We start from the raw sequence: 24790 nt of genomic DNA, 5'->3' as shown, positions 1-24790 counted from the left end.
CCGGGTGGCTACAGGGGCTGGACGGCCAGGGTTCGGGCGGGGTGGCGGGGGCCGAGGAAGACCGCGATGCCATGCCCGTCGGGTGAGGGATGGGTGGCCTGGGACCAGCCCTGGCGACGGTAGAAGGCCATGGCCCGGGTCGACCGGAGCGAGGTGAGCAGCCAGACGCGGCCGTCCGGGGCGTCCTCGGTCACCGCTTGAAGGAGACCGGCCGCGATCCCGGTGCCGCGGGCGGTGGAACGGACGGCGAGTTCGTCGATCTCGCGGGCGCCGCAGAGCCACTCCTCGGTGCGGCGCGGGCCCAGGCCGGCGGCCGCTTGCGGATAGCAACGGTCGATCGGGAAGGGGGTGGGTGTGGCCCAGGCGGTGGCGAAACCCACGACGTCCGGTCCGTCGAAGGCGAGTGCGGCCGTGAATCCCGGACGCCGTATGTCCGAGCCGAGCCGTGCGACGAACGCATCCGCCCTCTCCTGGTCCTCGTTCCAGGGCGGAGCGCAGAACGCGTCGGCGTAGACGGAGCGCAGGGCCGCGCTGTATGGCAGGAGAGCGTCGTACGGGACGACACGGATCTCCGTCACGCCGCCACCGCTCCGGCCGCGACCGGATGCAGGGCCGCGTACTCCAGCGGTGCCGACGGGTCGATCGACACGTCCAGCGGTGCCGGCTCTGCCCCGGCCCGTACGAGGAGATCGCCGACGGCCGCGATCATCGCGCCGTTGTCCGTGCACAGCCGCAGCGGCGGCACCCGCAGTGCGATCCCGGCAGCCCGGCACCGTTCCTCGGCCAGCGACCGCACACGCGAGTTCGCGGCGACCCCGCCGACGACGACCAGCGTGCCGACGCCGTGCTCCGTGCAGGCGGCAACCGCCTTGCGGGTCAGGACGTCGGCGACCGCCTCCTGTAGCGATGCGGCCCCGTCGTGGACGGGTAGTTCGCGCCCGGCGTGGGACTCGGCCCAGCGGGCCGCCGCCGTCTTCAACCCGGAGAAGGAGAAGTCGTAGGAGCCCGGGAGAGGGCGAGGGAAGGCGACGGCGCGTGGATCGCCCTCGCGGGCGGCACGGTCGATGGCCGGACCGCCGGGGTACGGCAGGCCGAAGACCCGGGCGACCTTGTCGAAGCACTCCCCGGCGGCGTCGTCGAGGGTGTCGCCGAGGTGGGTGATCGGGTCGCGGGCCAGGTCGCGCACGAGGAGCAGCGAGGTGTGGCCGCCGGAGACGATCAGCACCATGCAGGGGTCGGGCAGCGGGCCGTGCTCCAGGGTGTCGGCGGCGACATGACCGGCCAGGTGGTGCACGCCGTAGAGCGGGACGCCGAGCGCGTAGGCGATGCCCTTCGCTCCTGCGAGGCCCACCTGCAGGGCGCCGGACAGCCCCGGGCCCGTGGTCACGGCGACCGCTCCGACGTCGGAGAGCCGCAGCCCCGCCTGGTCCAGTGCCTCACGCACCACCGGGCGCAGGGCGTGCAGGTGGGCGCGGGAGGCGATCTCGGGCACCACTCCGCCGAAACGGGCATGCTCGTCCATGCTCGACGCCACGGCGTGCCCGAGCAGGCGTCCGTCCCTGACGAGCCCCGCACCGGTTTCGTCACACGACGACTCGATCCCGAGCACGATCGGAGAGCCCATGCCCTCCCCTTCCTGCGGCGTCTACGTTATTGCGAACAGTGTGCAATAAGATCCGTGCGGATGTGAACCCGGACTCCGTCGCACGGGTGATCGCTTAGTAGAGTGCGCCCCTGTCGCCCCCTGAACTCCGAGGTAGCCAGCAGTGACCCCCGCCCGAGAAGGCCCGTCCTCCGCCGTCACCGTCGTAGGGATCGGAGCGGACGGCTGGAAGGGCCTGGCCGAACCCGCCCGTGCGGAACTGCGTCACGCCGAGGTGCTCATCGGCGGCCCGCGCCAGCTGGATCTGCTGCCTGCCGAGTGCGCCGGCGAGCGCGTCGCCTGGCCGTCGCCCCTGCGCCCCGCCGTCCCCCGCCTGCTCGCCGCCCACGTCGGCCGCCGCATCGCCGTTCTGGCCAGCGGCGACCCGATGTTCTACGGCATCGGACGCGCGCTCGCCGAGGAAGCCGACACACTGCGCGTCCTGCCCCACCCGTCATCCGTGTCCTATGCCGCCGCCCGGCTGGGTTGGCCGCTGGAGGACATCGAGGTCGTCACGCTGGTGGGCCGCCCCACCGCCCGCCTCGCCGCCGCCCTGCACGACGGCCGGCGCCTCCTCGTCCTCGGCGCCGACGCCACCACCCCCGGAGAAGTCGCCGCGCTGCTCAGCGACCGCGGCTTCGGACCGAGCCGGATGCGCGTCCTGGAACAGCTCGGCGGCGACCGCGAACGTACGACCGCCGAGACAACTGCCGACGACTGGGCACGGACGCAGCAGTCCGCCGATGCGCTCAACATCGTGGCCGTCGAATGCCGCCAGGCACCGGACACCCTGCGACTCGGTGCGGTGCCGGGGCTGCCCGACGAGGCGTACGAGCACGACGGGCAGCTCACCAAGAAGCACGTCCGGGCCGCCACGCTCGGCGCGCTCGTCCCCGCTCCCGGCGAACTCCTGTGGGACGTCGGTGGCGGGTCGGGCTCCATCGCGATCGAGTGGATGCGCACCCACCCGTCGTGCCGGGCCGTCACCGTCGAACGCGACCCTGCGCGTGCCGTACGTATCCTCCGCAACGCGGAGCGACTCGGCGTGCCGGGGCTTCGGGTCGTCACCGGTGCCGCTCCCGGCGCGTTGGCCGAACTCCCCGCGCCTCACGCCGTGTTCGTCGGCGGCGGACTCACCGCCCCCGGCCTGCTGGACGCCTGCTGGGCGGCACTGTCCCCTGGCGGGAGGCTCGTCGCCAACACGGTCACGCTGGAGTCGGAGGCACTGCTCGCCGACGCCTACCGCCGCCACGGTGGCGAGCTGGTACGGCTCGCGGTGGCACACGCCGTGCCCGTGGGCGGGTTCACCGGCTGGCGACAGGCCATGCCGGTCACCCAGTGGTCCGTACAGAAAACCCTCAATCCCGTTCCAGGAGCAGACAGATGACCGTGTACTTCATCGGCGCCGGCCCCGGTGCCGCCGACCTGATCACGGTGCGCGGCGCCCGGACGCTCGCCGCCTGCCAGGTCTGCCTGTACGCGGGCAGCCTCGTCCCGCGCGAACTGCTGGCGGAATGCCCGCCGGACGCACGCCTGGTCGACACCGCCCAGCTCGACCTGGACGAGATCACCGCCGAGTTGCTCCGCGCCCACGACGAGGGCCACGACGTGGCCCGGCTGCACTCGGGCGACCCGTCCGTGTTCAGCGCGGTCGCCGAGCAGATGCGGCGGCTGGACGCGGCCGGGGTGCCCTACGAGGTCGTCCCCGGCGTGCCCGCGTTCGCCGCCGCGGCGGCCTCCCTCAAGCGGGAGCTGACCGTGCCGACCGTCGGCCAGACCGTCATCCTCACCCGCGTAGCCAACCGCGCCACCGCCATGCCGGACGGCGAGGACCTGGCCACCCTCGGCCGCAGCGGCGCGCTGATCGTGCTGCACCTGGCCGCCAAGTACGTGGACCGCGTGGTGGAGGAACTCCTCCCGCACTACGGCGCCGACTGTCCTGCCGCGGTCGTGGCCTACGCCTCCCGCCCCGACGAGCTGATCATCCGGGGCGCCCTCGACGAGATCGCCCACAAGGTGAAGGAGGCCGGCGTCCTGCGCACAGCGGTGATCATGGTGGGGCGGACACTGGGGGCGGAGCAGTTCCGTGACAGCCACCTGTACTCGCCCGAGCGGGAGCGTCATCTCTGCTGAAACCCTCCGCGGAGCCTGCTTGTCAGGCTCCCCACGCCTCCCGTGGGGGAAGTCCGGTGAGAGTCCGGCGCTGACCCGCAACGGTGTGCACGACCCGGATCGACGGTGTCGTGCCAGCCCGATCGCCTGCGGGGGCGTATCGACCCGTTGACTGCTCGCCGTGGACTGCGAGACGGGACCGCCCGGCCGGCCTACGGCCGTACGGACTGCTCCTGCTCGACGTCCAGCAGGCGGCCCGTGTGAAGGACGGCCCTCCCGTGCGCCGAAGTATGGCTCCCAGTCGCATACCCCTGCTGCCGCTCAGCCTGGCTCTGGCGCTGCTGCTCCTGCTGTCCGTCGTGGGCGGGGTCGGGCTCGGTGCCGCCGGCGTCGGCTGGGGCGATGTGCTCGGTTTCCTGTGGGCCGGACTCACCGGCGGGACCGTGCACGCGAGTGACGCGGCCGCGTACACGATCGTCTGGGAGATCCGGCTGCCGCGGGTGTTCCTCGGTGCCGTGGTGGGAGCGGGTCTCGCGGCCGTCGGAGTGGCCGTGCAGGCGATGGTGCGCAACGCGCTGGCCGACCCCTTCGTGCTCGGTATCTCTTCGGGCGCGGCGGTGGGCGCCAACGCCGTCATCCTCCTCGGAGCCTTTGCCGGGTTCGGGGTGTGGGCGCTGTCCGCGTCGGCGTTCGCCTCGGCGCTCGCGGCCATGACGCTGGTCTACGCAGTGGCCCGCTCACCGCAGGGCCTGACGCCGCTGCGTCTGATTCTGACCGGTACCGCACTCGCATACGGCTTCGAGGCCGTCACCACCGTCATGGTGTTCGGCGCGGCCCGGGGTGAGGCGGCTCGGTCGGCCATGATGTGGCTGCTGGGCAGCCTGGGCGGAGCCACCTGGGCCCAGGTGCCGCTCGCGGCGGTCACCGTGGCGGCCGGATGGGTCTGGCTGCGCCTACGGGCCGAGGCACTCAACGCGCTCGCCATGGGCGACGAGACCGCGGCCGCCCTCGGTGCCGGACCGGCCCGGCTCCGTCGGGAGCTGTTCCTCGTCACCGCCGCCGTGACCGGGACGGTGGTGGCGGTCAGCGGGGCCATCGGATTCGTCGGGCTGATGGTGCCGCACGTCGTACGGATGCTCGTCGGCGCCGACCACCGCAGGGTGCTGGCGGTCGCCCCACTCGCCGGGGCCGTACTGCTGGTGTGGGCGGACGTACTGTCCCGGCTGCTGTTCGCCCCCGCCGAGTTGCCCGTCGGAGTGATCACCGCGGTCGTCGGGGTGCCCGCATTCCTGCTGCTGATGCGGCGAGGCGGCGGCTACGCGTTCGGAGGGCGTTGACATGCGACTCGACATCGACGACGTGACGATCGAGGCGGCCGGAACCCGCTTGGTCGAGCACATCCACCTCACCGTGGGCAGCGGGGCGTTCGTCGGACTGATCGGCCCCAACGGCAGCGGCAAGTCCACCCTGCTGCGCTCCCTGTACCGGGCACTGCGGCCGGCCGGGGGAGCGGTACGGCTGGGCGGCGACGACCTGCACACCATGGACGCCAGGGCCGCCGCCCGGCTGCTGGCCGCGCTGCCGCAGGAGTTTTCCGCCGAGTTCGACTTCACCGTCGCCGAGGTGGTCGCGGTGGGCCGGCTGCCGCACCGGGGCCGCTCGGCCGCAGCGGACCGGGAGATCTGCACCAGAGCGATGGACCGCACCGGCGTCGCCCACCTGACCGACCGCGGGTTCCTCAGCCTGTCCGGCGGCGAGAAGCAGCGGGTCCTCCTCGCCCGGGCCCTCGCCCAGCAACCACAGGTCCTGGTCCTCGACGAACCCACCAACCACCTCGACATCGCGCACCAGTTGGACGTGCTGTCCCTGGTCCGCGAGAGTGGCCTGACCGTGCTGGCCGCGCTCCACGACCTCAACCTGGCCGCAGCCCACTGCGACGTCCTGTACGTCCTCGACGGCGGCCGGATCGTCGCATCCGGCCCGCCCCAGGACGTCCTCGAACCTCGGTTGCTGGCCGAGGTGTTCGGCGTCCGGGCGCATGCCGTCCGGCACCCGGAGACGGACGCAGTCCAGCTCCTGTTCGACCTGCTCCCGCCCACCTCCTGAAGGACACCCATGCGCAAGCAGCTTCTCGCCGCCGCCCTCTGTCTCGCCGCGACCGCCACCGGATGCGGCGCCACGGTGGAGTCGGCGCAGGACGCGAAAGCCCCGTCCGCGGTCACCCTCACCAACTGCGGCCGTCAGGTGACGTACGACAAGGTGCCCGAGCGGGTCGTCACCAACGACGTCGGTATCACGGAACTGATGTTCGCCCTGGGCCTGGAGGACCGCATGGCCGGCTTCGCCATGCCCGACGACAAGGGAGACCTGCGCGGTGTGCCCTGGAAGGACGCCTACGACAAGGTCAAGTGGCTCTCCAAGGATCAGCTCACCAAGGAGAACGTCGTCGACGCCCACGCCGACCTCGTCTTCGCCGGCTGGAACTACGGCTTCCGTGAAGACGCGGGCTTCACCCCCGACGCCCTGAAGAAGCTCGGCATCTCCTCGTACATCCTCACCGAGTCCTGCCACAACGGCCGTACGAAGTCCTCCCGCGGCATCATGCCGCCCCTGGACGCCCTGTACGCCGATCTCACCAATCTCGGAAAGCTCTTCGGCGTCGAGAAGCGTGCGGCGGAGCTGATCGCCGGTTTCAGGAAGCAGATCGCCGACGTGCGGGCGAAGGCGCCCAAGGGCTCGGCCCGTCCCTCGGTCTTCCTCTACGACAGCGGCCAGGACACGCCCTTCACCTCCGGCCGCTACGCCGCGCCGGAACAGATCATCACCGAGGCCGGCGGCGCCAACGTCATGCACGACGTGGCGGACTCCTGGACCACGGTCGGCTGGGAGAGCGTCGTGCAAAGGAACCCGGACGTCATCGTCATCTGCGACTACGGAGATGTCAGCGCGGAGCAGAAGAGGAAGTTCCTGCTGTCCTACGCCCCCCTGCGCAACGTCTCAGCCGTCAAGCACCGGCGCATCATCTCCCTGGACTACGCCGACCTGGTCGAAAGCCCCCGCAACCCGTCCGCGATCGCCCGGCTCGGCGCCTACCTGCGGGCCGTGCCGGCCGGCCGGTGACGTGGCGCCTCAGCGGACCGTGCTGCGCCCCACCACCGTGCCGGCCCGGTCGATGCAGATGACGTCCACGGCGACCGGTGCTCCGCGCAGCACGGCAAGGGCCTCGTCCCGCGCCGCCCGCGCCACCAGGTCGCCCAGCGGCACGTCGGCGGCCTGGCACAGCTGGAGTGCGGCGAGGCCGGTGTTGGCGGCGGCCACTTCTGCGGCGAGCACCTCGTCCGCGCCGCCGCTGCGGGCGAGGCCGGCCAGGAAGCCCTTGTCGACCTGCGAGCGGCCGGAGTGCAGGTCCAGGTGGCCCGTCGCGAGCTTGGACAGCTTGGCGAAGCCACCGCAGATCGTGAGGCGGTCCACCGGGTGGCGGCGGATGTACTTCAGCACGGCGCCCGCGAAGTCGCCCATGTCGAGCAGTGCGTCCTCGGGCAGGCCGTACTCGGCGACGACCGTCTTCTCGGACGTCGACCCGGTGCACCCGGCGACATGGGTGCGTCCGGCCGCGCGGGCAACGTCCACGCCCCGCCGGATGGAGTCGATCCAGGCCGAGCAGGAGTACGGCACGACGATGCCCGTGGTGCCGAGGATGGACAGGCCGCCCAGGATGCCGAGCCGTGGGTTCCAGGTGGAGCGCGCGATCTCCTCGCCGTGGTCGACGGAGACGGTGATCTCCACATCTCCGCTGCCGCCGTGCCGGGCGGCCACCTTGGCGACGTGCTCGCTCATCATCCGCCGGGGCACGGGGTTGACGGCCGCCTCACCGACGGGCAGCGGAAGGCCGGGCCGGGTGACCGTCCCCACGCCCGGGCCCGCCTTGAAGACGACGCCACTGCCTACGGGCAGCCGCCGGACCGTCGCCCGGACCAGAGCGCCGTGCGTGACGTCGGGGTCGTCCCCCGCGTCCTTCACGATCCCCGCCATCGCGGCGCCTTCGGTCAGCTCCTCCGCGGCCAGCGCGAAGGACGGTGTCTGCCCCTTGGGCAGCGTGATCGTCACCGGGTCGGGAAAATCACCGGTCAGTAGGGCGGTGTACGCGGCCGTCGTGGCCGCCGTGGCACAGGCCCCCGTGGTCCAGCCGTGCCGTAGCCCCGTGTGCTCCAGCTGTCCACGGCGCCCGCCCTTCACCTGACCGGAACCCTGCGCCCCGCCCACCTGCACCATGGCTCGACCCTCACTGCCACTCACGAACGGACCCACACCCTCATGCACGTACTGATCCTCGGCGGCACCACGGAGGCCCGCCGCCTTGCGGAACTGCTTCACGACGCCCCCGGGCTGAAACTGACCAGCTCCCTCGCGGGGCGTGTCGCCAGCCCCCGCCTTCCCCCGGGCGAAACGCGCGTCGGCGGCTTCGGAGGGGCTGAGGGACTGGCTGCGTGGCTGCGCGAACATGCGGTCGACGTGGTCGTCGACGCCACCCACCCCTTCGCCGGGACGATCAGCTTCAACGCGGCCCAGGCCGCTGCCGCAACCCATGTTCCCCTGCTCGCCCTGCGCCGGCCCGGCTGGGTCCCCGTCGTGGGCGACCGGTGGCACGAAGTGGATTCGCTGGAAGAAGCGGCACGGGCGCTGCCCGCACTCGGCCGACGCATCTTCCTCACCACCGGGCGTATGGGTCTGGCCGCCTTCGCGGACCTGGACGACCTGTGCTTCCTCGTACGATCCGTTGACGCGCCCGAGCCACCGCATCCGTCCCGCATGGAGGTGCTGCTAGGCCGGGGCCCCTTCACCCTCGACGGGGAGCGAGAGCTGCTGCGGCGCCACCGCATCGACGTCGTGGTCACGAAGGACAGCGGCGGGGCGGCCACGGCGCCGAAACTGGTGGCTGCCCGCGAGGCGGGGCTGCCCGTTGTCGTGGTCCGCAGGCCGCTCGTTCCGGGGGGCGTGCCCGTCCTCCCGAATCCGGGGAAAGCGGCCCAGTGGGTTCGCGAGCATCTTGAACAGGGATCTTTTCCGGTCATTGACTGAAACCTGGTGCGGGCTTTGCTGCGGTCATCTTGTAGCTGCAACCTATTCGCAGAAACCTGGAAGGCGCGGCTGAAAACAGCCGCTCGCCGAGAAGTAAGGGTCACGCCCCATGGCCACCGCTCCTGATTCCGCTTCCGCCAGGCCGACCGCTCCGGCCACCGGCCGCGGCATCTCGTGGCACCGCGTCCGCACCTCGATGACCCGGAAGGAATGGGCCAGCGCCGGCGGCATGGCCGCCTTCATCCTGGCCCTGCACGTTATCGGCTGGTTCACGCTGGTCGCGATCGTCGCTCCCCAGCACTACAGCCTCGGCACGAAGACCTTCGGCATAGGCATCGGAGTCACCGCGTACACCCTCGGCATGCGTCACGCCTTCGACGCCGACCACATCGCCGCCATCGACAACACCACCCGGAAGCTGATGAACGAGGGGCGCCGCCCCCTGTCCGTCGGCTTCTGGTTCTCCCTCGGCCACTCCACGATCGTCTTCGCCCTCGCCTTCCTGCTCTCCCTGGGCGTGAAGGCGCTGGCCGGACCCGTCGAGAACGACGACTCCGAGCTGCACAGCATCACCGGCTGGATCGGTACGACCGTGTCCGGGACATTCCTCTACGTCATCGCGATCATCAACCTGATGATCATGGTGGGCATCTGGAAGGTCTTCCGGCAGATGCGCACGGGTCACTTCGACGAGGCGGCCCTGGAGGAGCAGCTCAACAACCGCGGCTTCATGAACCGGCTCTTGGGCCGTCTCATGAAGTCGATCACCAAGCCGTGGCAGATGTACCCCCTGGGGGTCCTGTTCGGTCTCGGTTTCGACACCGCCACCGAGATCGCGCTCCTCGTCCTCGCCGGCTCGGGCGCCGCTTCCGGCCTGCCCTGGTACGCGATCCTGTGCCTGCCGATCCTGTTCGCGGCGGGCATGTCGCTGCTGGACACCATCGACGGCTCGTTCATGAACTTCGCCTACGGCTGGGCTTTCTCCAAGCCGGTCCGCAAGGTCTACTACAACCTCACCATCACCGGCCTGTCCGTCGCCGTCGCCCTGATCATCGGCACCGTCGAACTCCTCGGCCTGATCGCGGAGAAGGCGGACCTGCACGGAGCGTTCTGGGACTGGATCTCCGGACTCGACCTCAACATCATCGGCTACGTCATCGTCGGCCTGTTCTTCGCCACCTGGGCCGTTGCCCTGGTGGTGTGGAAGGTCGGCCGCATCGAGGAGAAGTGGACGGCGGGGCTGGCCCAGCCGGCCACGGCTCAGGAGCACGGCGAGTAGAGCAGGAGGCGGTGCCGCCCGCACGGTGCGGCACCGCTCACCTCTCACGCCTCCGGATACCGGCGCGGCGTCCAGACGATCTCTTCACCGTCTCCCCGCCGTACCACCTGGGTCTGCGAGGAACCGATCAGCAGGATGGTGCGCATGTCGACCTCGGCGGGATCCAGCTCGTCCAGCCGCACGATCCGCACCCGCTCGCCCGGGCCACCGACATCCCGGGCGACCACCACCGGCGTCTCGGGCGCCCGGTACTCCAGCAGCAGCTCCTGCGCCTTGCCCACCTGCCAGGTACGGCTACGCGAGCCCGGGTTGTACAGGGCCAGCACCAGGTCCGCCGAGGCCGCTGCCCGCAGTCGCTCCGCGATCACCTCCCACGGCTTGAGCCGGTCGGAGAGGGAGAGAGCGGCGTAGTCGTGTCCGAGCGGGGCCCCGGCCCGTGCCGCGGCAGCGTTGGCGGCGGTCACACCCGGCAGCACCCGCACCGGCACATCCAGGTACTGGGGCTGCGAGGCCACTTCCAGGACCGCAGTGGCCATCGCGAACACTCCCGGGTCGCCACCGGAGACCACGGCCACTCGACGCCCCTTCCGGGCCAGTTGCAGCGCGAACTCGGCGCGCTCGGCCTCCACGCGGTTGTCCGAGCCGTGCCGGGCCTGGCCCGGCTGCTCGGGCACCCGGTCCAGGTAGGTGGTGTAGCCGACCAGGTCATCGGCGGCGGCCAGCGCGCCCCGCGTCTCGGGTGTCAGCCACAGCGGACCGGCCGGACCCGTCCCGACCACGACCACCTCGCCCCGCTCCCGTACGGGCCGCTCGGCGTCCACCTGACTGGGCAACACGGCCACGGAGAAATACGGCACCGACTGAGCGTCCACGTCCGCCAGTTCGGCGACGCGCTCCTGGCTCATGGTGGCCCGCTCTACATACCGGGCCTCGGCCAGGCGTCCCGAACTCTCCAGCGCGCGGCGCACCTTGGGGAAGGTGCGGCCGAGCTTCATCACCACCGCGGCGTCCGTCGTGGCGAGCCGGGCCGTCAGCTCCTCCTCGGGCAGGGTGCCCGGCAGGATCGTCAGCACCTCCTCGCCCTCGGCGAGCGGCGCGCCCAGTCGGGCCGCGGCGGCCGACACGGAGGTGACACCAGGGATGACCTCGGTGTCGTAGCGGTCGACCAGCCGCTTGTGCATGTGCATGTAGGAGCCGTAGAAGAGGGGATCGCCCTCGGCCAGCACGGCCACCGTGCGCCCGGCGTCCAGGTGGGACGCGAGCCTGGCCGACGCCTCGGCGTAGAACTCCTCCATGGCGCCCTTGTAGCCGCCGGGGTGGTCGGTGGTCTCCGTGGTGACCGGGTAGACCAGCGCTTCCTCGATGTGGTCGGCGCGAATGTGCTTCGCCGCGATCGACCGGGCGATGGAACGCCCGTGCCGGGCGCTGTGGTACGCGACCACGTCCGCCTCGGCGATGACCTCGACGGCCCGTACGGTCATCAGGGTGGGGTCACCGGGGCCCAGGCCGACCCCGTACAGCTTGCCGCTCACTCTTCCTCGCTCGCGATCGCGTTGAGTGCGGCGGCCGCGATGGCGCTGCCGCCGCGGCGGCCGCGGACCACCAGGTACTCCAGGCCGGAGGGGTGCGCGGCCAGGGCGTCCTTGGACTCGGCCGCGCCGACGAAGCCGACCGGGACGCCGATGACGGCGGTGGGCCGGGGCGCGCCCTCCTCGATCATCTCCAGGAGGCGGAAGAGGGCGGTAGGTGCGTTGCCGACGGCGACGACCGCGCCCTCCAACCGGTCCCGCCACAGCTCCAGCGCCGCGGCGCTGCGCGTGGTGCCCATCTTCTGCGCCAGCTCCGGGACGGCTGGGTCGGACAGAGTGCACAGGACGTCGTTCCCGGCGGGCAGCCGCTTGCGGGTCACGCCGCTGGCCACCATCTGCACGTCGCACAGGATCGGGGCGCCGGCACGCAGGGCTTCGCGGGCCCGGGCCACCACCGCGGGCGTGTAGGCCAGATCCTCGACCAGGTCGACCATTCCGCAGGCGTGGATCATGCGTACCGCGACCTGGCTGACATCGGCGGGCAGACCCGCGAGATCCGCCTCAGCGCGGATGGTGGCGAAGGACTGGCGGTAGATGGCCGCACCGTCCTTCTCGTAGACGTGGGTGGTCACGGTGGTCTTCTCACTGCTTTCGGTCGTCGTGCGGGTCATGAGGTGATCGCCGCCAGGGCGGCGGGTATCCGGGAAGGATCTGCTGCGGACACGGTGCGCCCGCTCCCGGCTGGCGCGGCGGCCGACAGGCGGTACCCGCCGTCCGGTGTCGCGAGCACATCGATGTGGGCACCACTCGGGTGCCCGCAGCGCCGTTCACACCCGGACCAGTACAGGGGGAGGGCTGGGCGGCCCGTCGCTTCGAGCGTCCGCGCCGCGTCCGCCCGGACGTCGGCGTGCGCCTTCCCGCATCCGGGGCGGCCGATGCAAGCGCCCACACGCAGCCAGGGGGACGCGGGATCGGTCACCAGGCCGGCCGCACCGAGACGTGCGAGCGCCTCGGCGGACCGCGCGGTGGTGCCTTCGTGCGGGACGACGACCCCACGCCATGGAGTCAGCCGCAGCTCGACGCCGGCGACCAGCGTCAACTCCTCCCACTGGCGGGCCGTAAGCCGCCCCAGCGGGACGTGCACGGACAGGGCTGCGCCGACGGCTCCCGGGGGCGGCCCGTCGGCCGAACCGACCGGCTCGGGACCGCCTTCGTGTGCGATGCCCGCGGCTGTCAGCCGATCGCGGATCAGACTGTCCAACTCGCCTGCCGGCATCGGGAGGTCGGACACCCTCCAGGTGCGCACGCCGTGCGACTGTGCGGCCTCCAGGAAGGTCTCGGCGGCCGCCACTGCCGCGAGCGGCGCATCAGCGGCGGCCACCCGGACCGACCCGGGGGTGAGCCACGCCGCGTCGTCCCCGACCGCGCGCACCGTGACGTCGGCGCCGAGGCCCGCCACGTCACCGCGCCCGTCGTCCAGAGCGAACAAGAACCGCCCCGACAGCCCCCTGGCGGCATCGCTGGCGCACAACGCGGCGTCCAGGGCTGCCAGCCAGGGCCGTACGTCCTGCAAGCCTGCGCCGTCCAGGCCGGAAAGGGGCGAGGCGACGACGTTGCGCACCCGCTCGTGCTCCCGCGAGGGAAGCAGGCCGGCCGCGTCCAGCGCCTCCGCCAACTCCCCGCCGCACCCGGCGGCCAAGCCGCGCAGCTGCACGTTGCCACGCGACGTCAGGTGCAGGTCGCCGTCACCTAGTCGCCGGGCGGCGCGGCCGAGCGCTTCGGCCTGTCCGAGCGTCAGAACTCCGCCGGGGAGCCGGATACGGGCAAGGGCCCCGTCGTCCGCCGTGTGCAGGCGCAGCGCTCCGGGGCAGGCGTCACCGCGCTCCCGTGTGGCCGGTGTGGCCTGGGGTGTTGAAGGAAGGGCTGCCGTGGGCATGGCGGTGAGCATACCTACGATCATGTGGGATGTATGCCCCGCGCTGTTCCAGTGACCCTTACTATGCTCCCCAGTGGATCACCCGGTCCACGAACCGCCATCACGGCGACAGGAGAGGAAGCCGGTGTGAATCCGGCGCGGTCCCGCCACTGTGATCTCGGCCTCCCCAGGCCGGGTGAGCCAGGAACTCCCTTCCCTTGCCCTCGGCTTGGTCCGAGGGGGAGCCCATTCCGACACCGCCCGGGGCGCGGACCCCGAGGAAGGCCAGGCGACGCATGCCCACTCCGTCCGGGGAGCGAGCCCCGCACACCCACGAGATCCTGCTCCTGTCGACGTCCGACACGGACCTGCTCAGCGCCCGCGCGGCCGACGGCCCGGTCGGCTACCGTTTCGCCAACCCTGCCCGTCTCACCCTGGACGACCTCCCGGCCCTCCTCGACGGCGTGGACCTGGTCGTCGTACGCCTCCTGGGCGGCATCCGCGCCTGGCAGGACGGCATCGACCTGCTGCTCGCCGACGGACGCCCGGTGATCGTCCTGACCGGCGAACAGGCCCCCGACGCCCAGCTGATGGCCGCGTCCACCGTCCCGGTCGGTATCGCCGCGGAAGCCCACGCCTACCTCGCCCACGGCGGCCCCGCCAACCTCGAACAGCTCGCGCGTTTCCTATCGGACACCGTCCTTCTCACCGGACACGGCTTCGACGCCCCGGCACCCGCTCCGACCTGGGGCCCACTGGAGCGCCCGGACCGGTCGGCCGACGGTCCGACCATCGCCGTGCTCTACTACCGCGCCCACCACATGAGCGGCAACACGGCCTTCGTGCATGCCCTCTGTGACGCCATCGAGGACGCCGGTGGCCGGCCGCTTCCCTTGTATGTCGCCTCCCTGCGCGCGCCCGAGCCGGAGTTGATCGCCGAACTCCGGGCCGCCGACGCCATCGTCACCACGGTCCTGGCGGCCGGAGGCACCAAGCCGGCCCAGGCATCGGCCGGCGGCGACGACGAGTCCTGGGACGCGGGCGCGCTCACCTCGCTCGACGTCCCCATCCTCCAGGCCCTGTGCCTGACCGGGTCCCGCACCACCTGGGAGGAGAACGACGAGGGCGTCTCCCCGCTGGACGCGGCCAGCCAGATCGCGGTCCCCGAGTTCGACGGCCGCCTGATCACCGTGCCGTTCTCCTTCAAGGAGATCGACGCCGACGGACTCCCGGCCTACGTCGCCGATCCCGAGCGTGCGGCCCGGGTCGCCGGAACCGCCGTACGCCACGCCCGCCTCCGCCACATCCCGCCCGCCCAAAAGCGCCTGGCCCTCGTCCTGTCGGCGTACCCCACCAAGCACTCCCGGATCGGCAACGCGGTCGGCCTGGACACCCCCGCCAGCGCCGTAGCCCTGCTCAGGCGCCTGCGCGACGAGGGTTACGACTTCGGCTCCGACGCGGACATCCCCGGCCTGGCCTCCGGTGACGGTGACGAACTGATCCGCGCGCTCATCGAGGCGGGCGGTCACGACCAGGACTGGCTCACCGAGGGGCAGCTGGCTCGCAACCCGATCCGGATCCCGGCCGCCGACTACCGGCGCTGGTTCGCGACGCTTCCCAAGGAACTGCGGACGGCGGTGGAGGAGCACTGGGGCCCGGCGCCGGGCGAGATGTTCGTCGACCGCAGCCGCAACCGGGAGGGAGACATCGTCCTCGCGGCCCTGCGCTTCGGCAACCTGCTCATCCTCATCCAGCCCCCGCGCGGCTTCGGCGAGAACCCCATCGCCATCTACCACGACCCGGACCTCCCGCCGTCCCACCACTACCTGGCGGCCTACCGCTGGATCGCCGCCCCGCAGAAGGAGGGCGGCTTCGGCGCCGACGCGATGATCCACCTCGGCAAGCACGGCAACCTGGAGTGGCTGCCCGGAAAGAACGCCGGCCTGTCCGCCGCCTGCGCCCCAGACGCGGCCCTCGGCGACCTGCCACTGATCTACCCCTTCCTGGTCAACGACCCCGGCGAGGGCACCCAGGCCAAGCGACGCGTCCACGCCACCCTCGTCGACCACCTCGTCCCGCCGATGGCCCGGGCCGACTCCTACGGCGACATCGCGCGCCTGGAGCAACTCCTCGACGAGTACGCGCAGATCTCCTCGATGGACCCGGCCAAGCTGCCCGCCATCCGCGCCCAGATCTGGACCCTCATCCAGGCGGCGAAGCTGGACCACGACCTCGGCCTGGAGGACCGGCCCGACGACGACGGCTTCGACGACTTCCTCCTCCACGTCGACGGCTGGCTGTGCGAGGTCAAGGACGCCCAGATCCGCGACGGCCTCCACGTCCTCGGCAACCCGCCCGGCGGCGCCGACCGCGTCAACCTGGTCCTCGCCATCCTCCGCGCCCGCCAGATCTGGGGCGGCACCAAGGCCCTCCCCGGCCTGCGCGAAGCCCTCGGCCTGGACGAGTCCGCCGCGACCCGCACGACAGCGGACGCCGCCGAGGAACAGGCCCGTGCCCTGGTCCAGGCGATGGAGGATGCGGACTGGGACCCGGCCGCCGTACCCACTGAACACGGCGAACAGGTCCGCGCCGTCCTGGACTTCGCCGCTCGCGAAGTCGTCCCGCGTCTGGCGGCGACCAACGCCGAACTCCACCACACGGTGCACGCACTGGCAGGCGGCTTCGTCCCGGCGGGTCCGTCCGGCTCCCCGTTGCGCGGCCTGGTCAACGTCCTGCCGACGGGCCGCAACTTCTACTCCGTCGACCCCAAGGCCGTCCCTTCCCGCCTCGCCTGGGAGACCGGCCAGGCCCTCGCCGACTCACTGCTGGAGCGCTACCGCACCGACAACGGTGGCTGGCCCACCTCCGTCGGCCTGTCCCTGTGGGGCACCAGTGCCATGCGCACCGCCGGCGACGACGTGGCCGAGGCCCTCGCCCTGCTCGGCATCCGCCCCGTCTGGGACGACGCCTCGCGCCGTGTGACCGGCCTCGAGCCCATCCCGTACGAGGAGCTGGGCCGTCCCCGTATCGACGTCACCCTGCGCATCTCCGGCTTCTTCCGCGATGCCTTCCCGCACACCATCGGACTCCTGGACGACGCCGTGCGCCTCGCCGCCTCCCTGGACGAACCGGCCGAGATCAACCACGTCCGGACCCACGTACAGGCCGACCTGGCGGCCCATGGCGACGAACGCCGGGCCACAACCCGCATCTTCGGATCCCGCCCCGGAACGTACGGCGCCGGCCTGCTCCAGCTCATCGATTCGCGCGACTGGCGCACCGACGCCGACCTCGCCGAGGTCTACACCGTCTGGGGCGGCTACGCCTACGGTCGTGAACTCGACGGCCGCCCGGCCCGAGAGGAGATGGAGACGGCGTACAAGCGGATCGCGGTCGCGGCCAAGAACACCGACACCCGCGAGCACGACATCGCCGACTCCGACGACTACTTCCAGTACCACGGCGGCATGGTGGCCACCGTCCGGGCCCTGCGCGGCACGGCCCCCGAGGCGTACATCGGCGACTCCACCCGCCCCGAGACGGTCCGCACCCGCACCCTCGTGGAGGAGACCTCCCGCGTCTTCCGCGCCCGGGTCGTCAACCCCAAGTGGATCGAGGCCATGCGCCGCCACGGCTACAAGGGCGCCTTCGAACTCGCAGCCACGGTCGACTACTTGTTCGGCTACGACGCCACGACCGGCGTGGTCGCCGACTGGATGTACGACAAGCTCACCGAGACGTACGTCCTGGACCCGGCCAACCGGGAATTCCTTCAGCAGGCGAACCCCTGGGCCCTGCACGGCATCGCGGAGCGACTGCTGGAGGCGGAGTCGCGGGGGATGTGGGCGAAGCCCGATCCGGCGGTCCTGGACGAACTCCGGCAGGTGTACCTGGAGACCGAGGGCAACCTCGAGGGCGACGAGTGAGCGCTCGGCTTATTGCGAACGGCTCGCAATAACGACTAGATTCAACGAAGGCCGACCGGCTGGGGTGCTGAAGCGGTACCCCGCCATCGGCCGGGTGCGGGACGTCGTCATGCCTTGACAGCGTCCGTTCCGACGGCGGCGTCCCGCACCCGTGACAGGGGCTCACTTACTCGCTGCACTGCGCACACCGGCCGTAAAGCAGCAGCGAGCCCCCCGCACCGGCGCGCAGACCGGTCAGTTCGGTGATCCGTTCCACGGTGTCACCCATGTGGGCGATCGCGACATCCTGTACGCGACCACATTCCTCACACACGGCGTGATGGTGCGGTTCGGGACTGACGCCGTAGCGCTTGGGCCCCGGGCCGTGCACGGCGTGCGCCAAGCCCACCTCCGTGAAGGTCTCCAGGGTCCGGTAGACGGTCGCCTGATCGAACGGCAGCCCTATCTCCTGGAGTTCGGCGCAGACTTCGGTGCAGGACAAGGTGCGCGCCGGTTGGTCCGCGCAGCGCCGGAACGGCGGATGCCGGGTCTCCCACACCGCTTCGGCCGGGCCCCCGGGACCGCGTACGAGGTACTCGCCGGCATCGGAGCCGACCACGGTCCGCCCGTACAGCACGCACACCGCGCCGTCCCGCGCCCGGCGCGGCGGGCAGGTCAGCCAGTGCTCCACCCCCTCGCCATGAGCGTCGGCCTGGTGGCCGGCGTGCTCCCGCACCGGCTCCGCGCACCAGCGGCACCGCCCGGCCGCCGGGCGCCGCACCTCCACGCCCGGCCCGCCGCCCTCGCCCGCACCCCCGGCGGCGGGCGGCGGGTGCTCGCCGAGCAGCCGCTCCAGGGCCGCCAGGGTGGTCGGACCGCAGGCGCTCACGGCCTGCCGGTAGTGCCGCCGCACCTCCCGCAGTCCGCCCGACTCCCCACCCGCTTCGCCGAGTTCGACCAGCCACACCGTCACCTCGGCATCCTCCGGCGCGCGGGGCCGTGCTCCGCGCCGGCGCGGCAGCGCCGGCCCGGTCGTGCGGCGGTCCACCGCGATCACCAGCGTGCCCACCGCCAGGAGCACGGCGACCCCGGCCGGCAGGTGCTCGCCGCGTACCGCGTACCCGCCGCGCTGTCCCCGGTTCACCGCCGCGACCGTACGACGCCAGCACGCCCCCGGCCGCGCACCCTCGGGCACCGCCGGCACCATGACCTCCACCGCCGCGGTCACCGCTTCGCCGCCGGCCTGCTCGTTCGCGAACCGGCCCCCTCGTTGTCTCCGGGCGCGGTCAGACGGCGGTGCGCGCGGTGGACCACCGCCACGTCGTGGCCCAGCTCGACCGCGATCACGGTCGTCGACCCGCCGCCACTTGAGCCTCCGTCGCCGCAGCCCGGCACCCCCGGCGCGGGCGACCGGCTGACAGTCCCGGTGGTCGCGGAGCCGTGGCCGCGCGGTAAATGGTGGTGCGCTGTGCGCCTACGTCGCGGCGCGGTTCAGCAACAAGCCGTGCGGTCGGCCGCTGCCTCGGCCGGGCGGGAGGAACGCAAGGGGAGGCCATCGGAAATCCCTTTTGGAGAGCGGGCGCGGACACGAAACGCGCATGCTGAGAAGGCCACGCGGGGTGATGCGATCCCTCCAGGGATGATGAGCCGTACGCTACCCGGTGCCCCGGGTGGGCCGCAGCTCTTCGCCGAAGGGAGCCACGGCGGACGGCGCATGGGCGCGGACGCGGCGAGTACTGGCTGTCTCTTTCGCGGATGCGCGGCCGGGGGAGGACCGGATGCTCTGTGCCGGGGCCATCTTGATTCCGGTGTCTTCGCTGGCGTCCTACCCGTCAGCACGGACGAGCTGACGCCGTGCACCATCGGGTGATGCCGACGCGGCCCCCGCACACCGGCCGCCGCACACGCAATCACAGGTGACACATGCCCGGTTGCCGCAACGACACCGCGGCAACCGGGCACCAAGGGCCGACGCAACCTCGACGCCCGGCCTGGACCGCAGAGGCGACCGGCTAGCAGGGCACCAGCATCTCGCGCCGCCCAGAGACAGGTGCCCCCGGCCGAGGTCAGGGCGTCGGCAGGCCGGGTCCCGAGTGCCCTGTCCGCCAGAGGGACTGATGGAGCGCCCAGGCGTTCCAGCCCGCGTTCCAGGCTGCTTGCGGCTGCCCTGGTCAACGGGTGTTTCCGCGTTCCAGCGTCCCGAAGTACCTGGATATTGTGGCGGCGCGGACGGGGTGCCCGGCAGGCTCGGATCGTCCAGGTGCCGTCCCGCCGCTCTGGCACGGGGCGGCACTGAGGGTTCGATTCAAGGGAGATGTGCATGCGGCGTATTGCCACCGCACTCGGAGTACTCGGCGCGAGTGTTGCGCTCACGCTCGGGGCGACTCAGTCGGCCTCGGCCGCGAACGGAGTTCTGATCTTCAACGGTGGCCGCTGGGAGAACCCCACCGGCTGCCACGCGAGCAACTGGCCAGGCGACCCCGCCACGATCGTCAACGCCACCGACAGCATCGCCTACGTGTACTCGGACCTGGCCTGCAAGGACCTCGTCGACATTCTGCTGCCGACCTACGTCCGTACGGTGCCGCACGCCTGGTCGGTCGCCTTCTACTAGGAGCCGACACTCACGGCAGTACTGCTCGGCCCGCTGCCGTACGCGAGCCTGGCGTACGGCAGCGGGCCCGCCTCGCCGCCATCGAGGTGTACAAGGCCCTGCTGGAAGGACGACAGCTCCCCCGGCCCCGGCCTCGCTGCCCGGAGTGCGGAGCCACCTGGTACGCCGGACCAACGCTCCGACGTCCGTGAATTTCCCGCTGGTTCCCCTTGCCTTTCCGGGTGGCCGGAGTGCTGGCATCCGGCAACGTGCGGGATTACACTCCGAGTTGTCGCATGACGACCCCGACTCATCGTGCATCCGGAGGCCGGGACGTCCCGAGATCACCGGTAACTCCGGGCCCTCAGGCCCGCATCGGCCCGGACCTGACCCATGGTCGGGCTCAAGATTTCATCACCACGGCCTCGCCAGAAAATGATGAAGGCGGCCAGATCGATCAGCGCGCATTCAAGCCGACGGAGAGAACACCGATACCGGCCGCGGCAAGCAACGAGAACATACGAGAAGTACGGTAACCGCCTGTCCTTCTTTTCCGCGGCGGAGTGCCCATGGACGGAAAGAGTAAGACGACTCCGGAATACAGCGTCGTCCGAGGCGGTGTGCTTGATCCCTACGAGGAGAAGGTCGTCCGCACCTACGAGGACGACCCGGCGGACTGGCACAAGGTGCTCGGCGAACACCTGCTCTTCGAGTGGGGCGTCTACAACCACCCGGATTCCCCTCGCCCCGTGTCGCTCGACGAAGCCGGCATACGGTTCTTCGAACGACAGCTCGAACTGGCCGGGCTCACGGCAACCAGCCGTCCCCCGCTGCGCCGGATTCTCGACCTCGGGTGCGGCTGGGGTTACATCATGCGGGACCTCGCCGACCGGTTCCCCCAGTGCCCGCTGATCGACGGCATCAACATCAGCCCCCAGCAACTCGACTACTGCGCCCGGTACCTGGCCGGCCACCGACTCACCGACCGTACCCGGCTCTACCTGTGCAATGGCCGGGACGTAGACCTGATCCCCGACCGGGGTCACCCTTACGACCTGGTCGTCGCCCGTGGGGTCTTCACCCACTTCCCGCGCGACACCTACGAGACATGCCTGGCCGCGCTGGCCCGCCGGACCGCTCCCGGCGCACTCCTGGTCATCTCGGACACACTGTTCAAGTCCCCGGAGGGCTACGAGTCCGCGATCCCCGACGAGGTAGACCGGCTGGCCTGCGGCAATCGCAAGAGCCCGGCGTACTTCGCCGGCGCCATCGAGGGCGCGGGCTTCACGATCGAGGACATGCGGGTGCTGCCCTCCAACACCGACGTGGCGCACTGGTTTCTCGAAACCCGCAGCAACATCGAGACCTGGTTTCCCGACGGCGTCACCGGGGCGCTGGAGGATCTACGGGTCACCGCCCTGAACATGTCCGTGGCCCTGCTGACCGATCAGGTCTCCGCCTACAGCGTGGTCGCACGCCGGGACGAACACTGAACCGATGCTCCCACGGAAGGTGGTGGCTTCTCACGTGGGGGACCGGAACTCTCCGCCGATCTTCGGCGACGACTTCGCCCGTGATCCGTACCGGCCCCTGGCGGCCTTACGCGCACGGGACCCCGCGCACAAGGTGCTCACGCCCGACGGCACCGGCCTGTGGATCACCACGGGGTACCAGGACACGCGGGCGGTGCTCGACGATCCGACGATGGGCAAGGACGCCGACGGCCTCCGGGCAGCCCTCAAGCGGCCGGGAACGGTGCACGAGATCGACCGGATGATCGCGTTCACCGATCCGCCGGAGCACACCCGGCTGCGTCGGCTGATCGTCAGTGCGTTCACCACGGCGAGGGTCGCGGCGCTGCGCCCGCGCATCGAAAGCGTCGCCGAGCGCCTCGTTCACCGCATGCGCCGGGCCGACGGCCCGGCAGACCTCATCGCGGACTTCGCGGTTCCGCTGCCGTTCACCGTCATCTGCGAGCTGCTCGGCGTGCCGAACGAGGACCGGCCGGGTTTCCGGGCGGCGTGGTCCCGGTTGCGGTCGGCCGCTTCCGGAACCACGGCCCACACCGCCGCGGCCAACAAAATGGCCGAGGTTCTCTCCCGGATCGTCCGTGCCAAGCGCGGCGAGGGCACCGACGATCTGCTGGCCGCGCTCGTCAACGCTCCCGGCGACGGGGAACGGCTCACCAGAACCGAACTGGTCGCCATGGCCTACGCGTTACTGGTCGCCGGCCACGAAACCACGGCGAATCTGATCGGCAACGGCACGTTCTGTCTGCTGACCCACCCCCAGCAGTACGACCTGATCCGGACCGACGCCGGGCTCGTCCCCGGCACGGTGCACGAACTCCTCCGCTACGAGAGCCCGGTGTACCTGGCGACACACCGGTTCACCACCGTGCCGGTCCAGCTCGGCCACGTCACCGTCCCGGCGGGCGAAGTCGTCCTCGCGGGGCTCGGGCCGGCCAACCGGGATCCGCGGCGGTTCCCCGACCCGGACCGGCTCGACATCACCAGGACCGGCGGCGGGCACCTCTCCTTCGGGCACGGCATCCACCGCTGCCTCGGCGCCCCGCTCGCCCTGCTCGAAGCCGAGGTGGCCCTCACCGTGCTGCCCGCACTGCGCCTGGCGGTCCCTCCCGACCGGCTGGACTGGCACACCACCACCGTCTTCCGCGGGCTGAACCACCTCCCGGTCACCCTCGCGACCTGAAGGGAGCACCACCGTGCAGGACACGCCCGCCGCGATCCCAATCGTCCCGATCAGCGGGCCGACCCCGGATCCCTACCAGGCCGCCGTCGAACGCGTCTACCAAGACCCGCCGGACCGGTGGCGGCCGGTCATCGGGGAGGCGATGTGGTTCCAGTTCGGCGTCTACGACCAAGGGACGAGCCTCGACGAGGCCGGTGCGCGACACTTCGAGATCCAGCTCGACCTCGCCGGGATCGAGCCTCCCCGTCGCGTTCTCGAACTCGGCCCCGGCTGGGGCACGGCGACCTCGCACCTCGCCACCCGGTTCCCAAACTGCCCGCGGCTCGACATCGTCAACGTCAGCCGGCCGCAGCTGGACCACGCGGCCCGGCGGCTCGCTCGGGCCGGCTTGGCCGGCCGGGTCAACCTGTACCTGTGCGCTGCGCGGGACGTCGACCGGCTGCCCGACCCCGACGAGCACTACGACCTGGTCCTGCTGCGCGGCGCCATCGTCCACCTCAGCCCGGAGATCCTGGAGGAGACCCTCGCCGGCCTCGCGCGCCGGATGAGCCCGGGCGGCACAGTGGTGATTTCCGAGCACACCTACGCCGATCTCGATCGGTACCGCTCCGCGATACCCGATCCGGACGACCGGCTCGCCAGCGGACACCGCAAGACCGTCACCGACCTCACCCGAGCGCTCGACCGTCACGGCTTCGTGCTCCGCGACCTGCGGCAGCTTCCCTCGGCCGGCGACTCGATCCGCTGGCTGACCGACATAGGCGCGAACGTGGCGCGGCACTATCCCGGCGCGGATCGCCCCAAGGTCTTCGCCGAACTCGCCGACCACGCCCGGAACTGGAGCTCCGCACTGCGCACCGGCCAGGTCGCCGTCTCCAGCCTGATCGCCACGTTCGGACCCGCGACCAGGTCCGATCAGTCGCGCCGGACCAGGGCGGTCATGCCGTCCTTCGGCACCACGGTGCACCTGCCCCCGGTCGAGTTGACGCTTCCGGTCCTGCGGCACCCCGGCGGCGACGAGGCCGAGCGCCGCACCCGGATCGCGGACCAGCCGTACCTCGAAGCGCACTACGGGAATGCCGAGGCGGTCGCCGCCTTCGCCGCGCACCGGGTTCCCGTTCTCGCCAGCCTCTGCTGGCCGCATGCCGAGGGCGACCGGATCTTCCACCTCCAACGCGCCCTGGAACACATCGCCATGCTCGACGACGAATTCGCACGGCCGGACGTCCTGGACAACGACGACCAGTGTGCCGTGCTGCGCGAGGACCACCTGAACGTGCTCGACGGCGCCGCGCCGCGCGCCGGAGCCCCTCTGGCGAAGCTGTTCTCCGAGGTGCTCGCTTCCGTGCTGGCCGATGTCCGCCCGGCGGCCGGGGCGCGGCTCGTCACGGCCATCCGGAAACAGATCGAGAACCTGGCCGCCCGGCCGGCACTCCAGGTGGACGCGCTCAGTCTCGATCAGTACCTGGTATTGCGCCGAGTCGACTTCTTTCTCGACTGGATGGCCGCCTTGACCGAATACGCCCTCGGCATCGACATGAGCGGCGGACCGGCCGGGCATCCGGACCTCACGGCGCTGCGGGACACGGCTTTCGACCTCACGGTCCTGTTCGGTGATCTCTACTCCCTGCGCAAGGAGGCGGCCGAACGGGATCCCCTCAACGCGGTCTGGCTCGTCATGCGCGACGAACACCTGGATCTGCAGGAGGCCGTCGACGCGCTCGCGGGCAGGTGCGAGGTGCTGCAGCGCCACCTTGTCGGGATCCGCGATCGAATTCTCGGGTCGGCGCTGGGCGAGCACGCCGCCGTGCGGCGTTACGTACCGGAGATCGTGCACCTGCACACCGGAATCTGCGAGTTCCATCGAGTGAGCAAGCGCTACCAGGGGCTGGGCTTTTCCGGATCCCGCTTCGACTCCGGCGACCTGACGATCGAGCCGTACCGCACTCCGGCCTCCATCGCCGACCAGGAGCGACGACACCGACCCTTCGATTCCTGAAGGCACCGACGAGTGCTTGTGCGGG

Annotated in this window: 19 protein-coding genes and 2 riboswitches; of the genes, 12 read left to right on the top strand and 7 right to left on the bottom strand. The window is 71.4% G+C overall.

Features of this window, described 5'->3' with window-relative positions; translation table 11 throughout:
* Positions 1-8 precede the first annotated feature (8 nt).
* Both GHR20_RS03630 and tsaD read right to left on the bottom strand, forming a co-directional pair.
* Positions 9-578 (bottom strand): GNAT family N-acetyltransferase, encoded by a 570-nt coding sequence (locus GHR20_RS03630; protein ID WP_153812190.1) that lies wholly within the window; start codon positions 576-578, stop codon positions 9-11.
* Positions 575-1624, bottom strand: a complete 1050-nt coding sequence (tsaD, locus tag GHR20_RS03625; RefSeq protein WP_153812189.1) for a tRNA (adenosine(37)-N6)-threonylcarbamoyltransferase complex transferase subunit TsaD — start codon at positions 1622-1624, stop codon at positions 575-577. Before tsaD ends, GHR20_RS03630 begins: the two co-directional genes overlap by 4 nt.
* A gap of 142 nt (positions 1625-1766) precedes the next feature.
* On the opposite strand from tsaD, the gene cbiE reads away from it, so the two are divergent.
* From cbiE to GHR20_RS03600, 5 genes are all read left to right on the top strand, one after another.
* Entirely contained in the window at positions 1767-3029 is a 1263-nt protein-coding gene (gene cbiE, locus GHR20_RS03620) for a precorrin-6y C5,15-methyltransferase (decarboxylating) subunit CbiE (RefSeq protein WP_153812188.1), read from the top strand.
* Complete coding sequence (gene cobM, locus GHR20_RS03615) at positions 3026-3775, top strand: precorrin-4 C(11)-methyltransferase (RefSeq protein ID WP_153812187.1); 750 nt, start codon at positions 3026-3028, stop codon at positions 3773-3775. Before cbiE ends, cobM begins: the two co-directional genes overlap by 4 nt.
* 16 nt (positions 3776-3791) lie before the next feature.
* Positions 3792-3924, top strand: a riboswitch (cobalamin riboswitch).
* A 120-nt stretch (positions 3925-4044) separates the two neighbouring features.
* Entirely contained in the window at positions 4045-5091 is a 1047-nt protein-coding gene (locus tag GHR20_RS03610) for an iron ABC transporter permease (protein WP_153815811.1), read from the top strand.
* A gap of 1 nt (position 5092) precedes the next feature.
* A complete protein-coding gene (locus GHR20_RS03605; protein ID WP_153812186.1) occupies positions 5093-5860 on the top strand; it encodes an ABC transporter ATP-binding protein in 768 nt (255 codons plus the stop codon).
* Positions 5861-5869: 9 nt separating this feature from the next.
* The gene (locus GHR20_RS03600; protein ID WP_153812185.1) at positions 5870-6874 is read left to right on the top strand and encodes an ABC transporter substrate-binding protein; all 1005 of its coding nucleotides are present in this window, start codon (positions 5870-5872) and stop codon (positions 6872-6874) included.
* Positions 6875-6883: 9 nt separating this feature from the next.
* Here the strand turns inward: GHR20_RS03600 and GHR20_RS03595 are convergent, their stop codons facing one another.
* On the bottom strand, positions 6884-8026 hold the full coding sequence (locus GHR20_RS03595; protein WP_153812184.1) for a cobalt-precorrin-5B (C(1))-methyltransferase: 1143 nt from the start codon (positions 8024-8026) through the stop codon (positions 6884-6886).
* Between the two features lie 42 nt (positions 8027-8068).
* Between GHR20_RS03595 and GHR20_RS03590 the strand changes: the two genes are divergently transcribed.
* Both GHR20_RS03590 and GHR20_RS03585 read left to right on the top strand, forming a co-directional pair.
* Complete coding sequence (locus GHR20_RS03590) at positions 8069-8833, top strand: cobalt-precorrin-6A reductase (RefSeq protein ID WP_153812183.1); 765 nt, start codon at positions 8069-8071, stop codon at positions 8831-8833.
* Between the two features lie 109 nt (positions 8834-8942).
* The gene (locus tag GHR20_RS03585; RefSeq protein ID WP_194858790.1) at positions 8943-10112 is read left to right on the top strand and encodes a HoxN/HupN/NixA family nickel/cobalt transporter; all 1170 of its coding nucleotides are present in this window, start codon (positions 8943-8945) and stop codon (positions 10110-10112) included.
* A gap of 44 nt (positions 10113-10156) precedes the next feature.
* Here the strand turns inward: GHR20_RS03585 and GHR20_RS03580 are convergent, their stop codons facing one another.
* Genes GHR20_RS03580 through cobG form a run of 3 tightly spaced genes read right to left on the bottom strand, consistent with a single transcriptional unit; the run spans position 10157 to position 13577 of the window.
* Entirely contained in the window at positions 10157-11644 is a 1488-nt protein-coding gene (locus GHR20_RS03580) for a precorrin-2 C(20)-methyltransferase (protein WP_153812182.1), read from the bottom strand.
* A complete protein-coding gene (locus GHR20_RS03575; RefSeq protein ID WP_194858789.1) occupies positions 11641-12312 on the bottom strand; it encodes a precorrin-8X methylmutase in 672 nt (223 codons plus the stop codon). The genes GHR20_RS03580 and GHR20_RS03575 overlap by 4 nt, the downstream gene beginning before the upstream one ends.
* A complete protein-coding gene (gene cobG, locus GHR20_RS03570) occupies positions 12309-13577 on the bottom strand; it encodes a precorrin-3B synthase (protein ID WP_243877906.1) in 1269 nt (422 codons plus the stop codon). The genes GHR20_RS03575 and cobG overlap by 4 nt, the downstream gene beginning before the upstream one ends.
* A 113-nt stretch (positions 13578-13690) precedes the next feature.
* A riboswitch (cobalamin riboswitch) is annotated at positions 13691-13767 on the top strand.
* A gap of 85 nt (positions 13768-13852) precedes the next feature.
* On the opposite strand from cobG, the gene cobN reads away from it, so the two are divergent.
* Positions 13853-17482, top strand: a complete 3630-nt coding sequence (cobN, locus tag GHR20_RS03565; protein WP_153812180.1) for a cobaltochelatase subunit CobN — start codon at positions 13853-13855, stop codon at positions 17480-17482.
* A 166-nt stretch (positions 17483-17648) separates the two neighbouring features.
* Here cobN and GHR20_RS03560 read toward each other — a convergent pair whose 3' ends face one another.
* On the bottom strand, positions 17649-18605 hold the full coding sequence (locus GHR20_RS03560; RefSeq protein ID WP_243877904.1) for a transcriptional repressor: 957 nt from the start codon (positions 18603-18605) through the stop codon (positions 17649-17651).
* A gap of 1176 nt (positions 18606-19781) precedes the next feature.
* Here GHR20_RS03560 and GHR20_RS03555 point away from each other — a divergent pair.
* The 4 genes from GHR20_RS03555 to GHR20_RS37065 all read left to right on the top strand — a co-directional run bounded on the left by GHR20_RS03555 (position 19782) and on the right by GHR20_RS37065 (position 24765).
* On the top strand, positions 19782-20075 hold the full coding sequence (locus GHR20_RS03555; RefSeq protein WP_153812179.1) for a hypothetical protein: 294 nt from the start codon (positions 19782-19784) through the stop codon (positions 20073-20075).
* Between the two features lie 548 nt (positions 20076-20623).
* On the top strand, positions 20624-21547 hold the full coding sequence (locus tag GHR20_RS03550; protein ID WP_153812178.1) for a class I SAM-dependent methyltransferase: 924 nt from the start codon (positions 20624-20626) through the stop codon (positions 21545-21547).
* Between the two features lie 34 nt (positions 21548-21581).
* A complete protein-coding gene (locus GHR20_RS03545) occupies positions 21582-22766 on the top strand; it encodes a cytochrome P450 (RefSeq protein ID WP_208446835.1) in 1185 nt (394 codons plus the stop codon).
* Between the two features lie 13 nt (positions 22767-22779).
* Positions 22780-24765: a methyltransferase domain-containing protein gene (locus GHR20_RS37065; RefSeq protein WP_208446834.1), complete on the top strand. Its 1986-nt coding sequence runs from the start codon at positions 22780-22782 to the stop codon at positions 24763-24765.
* Positions 24766-24790: the final 25 nt, after the last annotated feature.

The sequence above is a fragment of the Streptomyces sp. SUK 48 genome, from assembly GCF_009650765.1.
Lineage (GTDB): Bacteria > Actinomycetota > Actinomycetes > Streptomycetales > Streptomycetaceae > Streptomyces.
The sequence above is the reverse complement of the archived record's forward strand: the minus strand, read 5'-3'. Positions and strand labels throughout refer to the sequence as shown.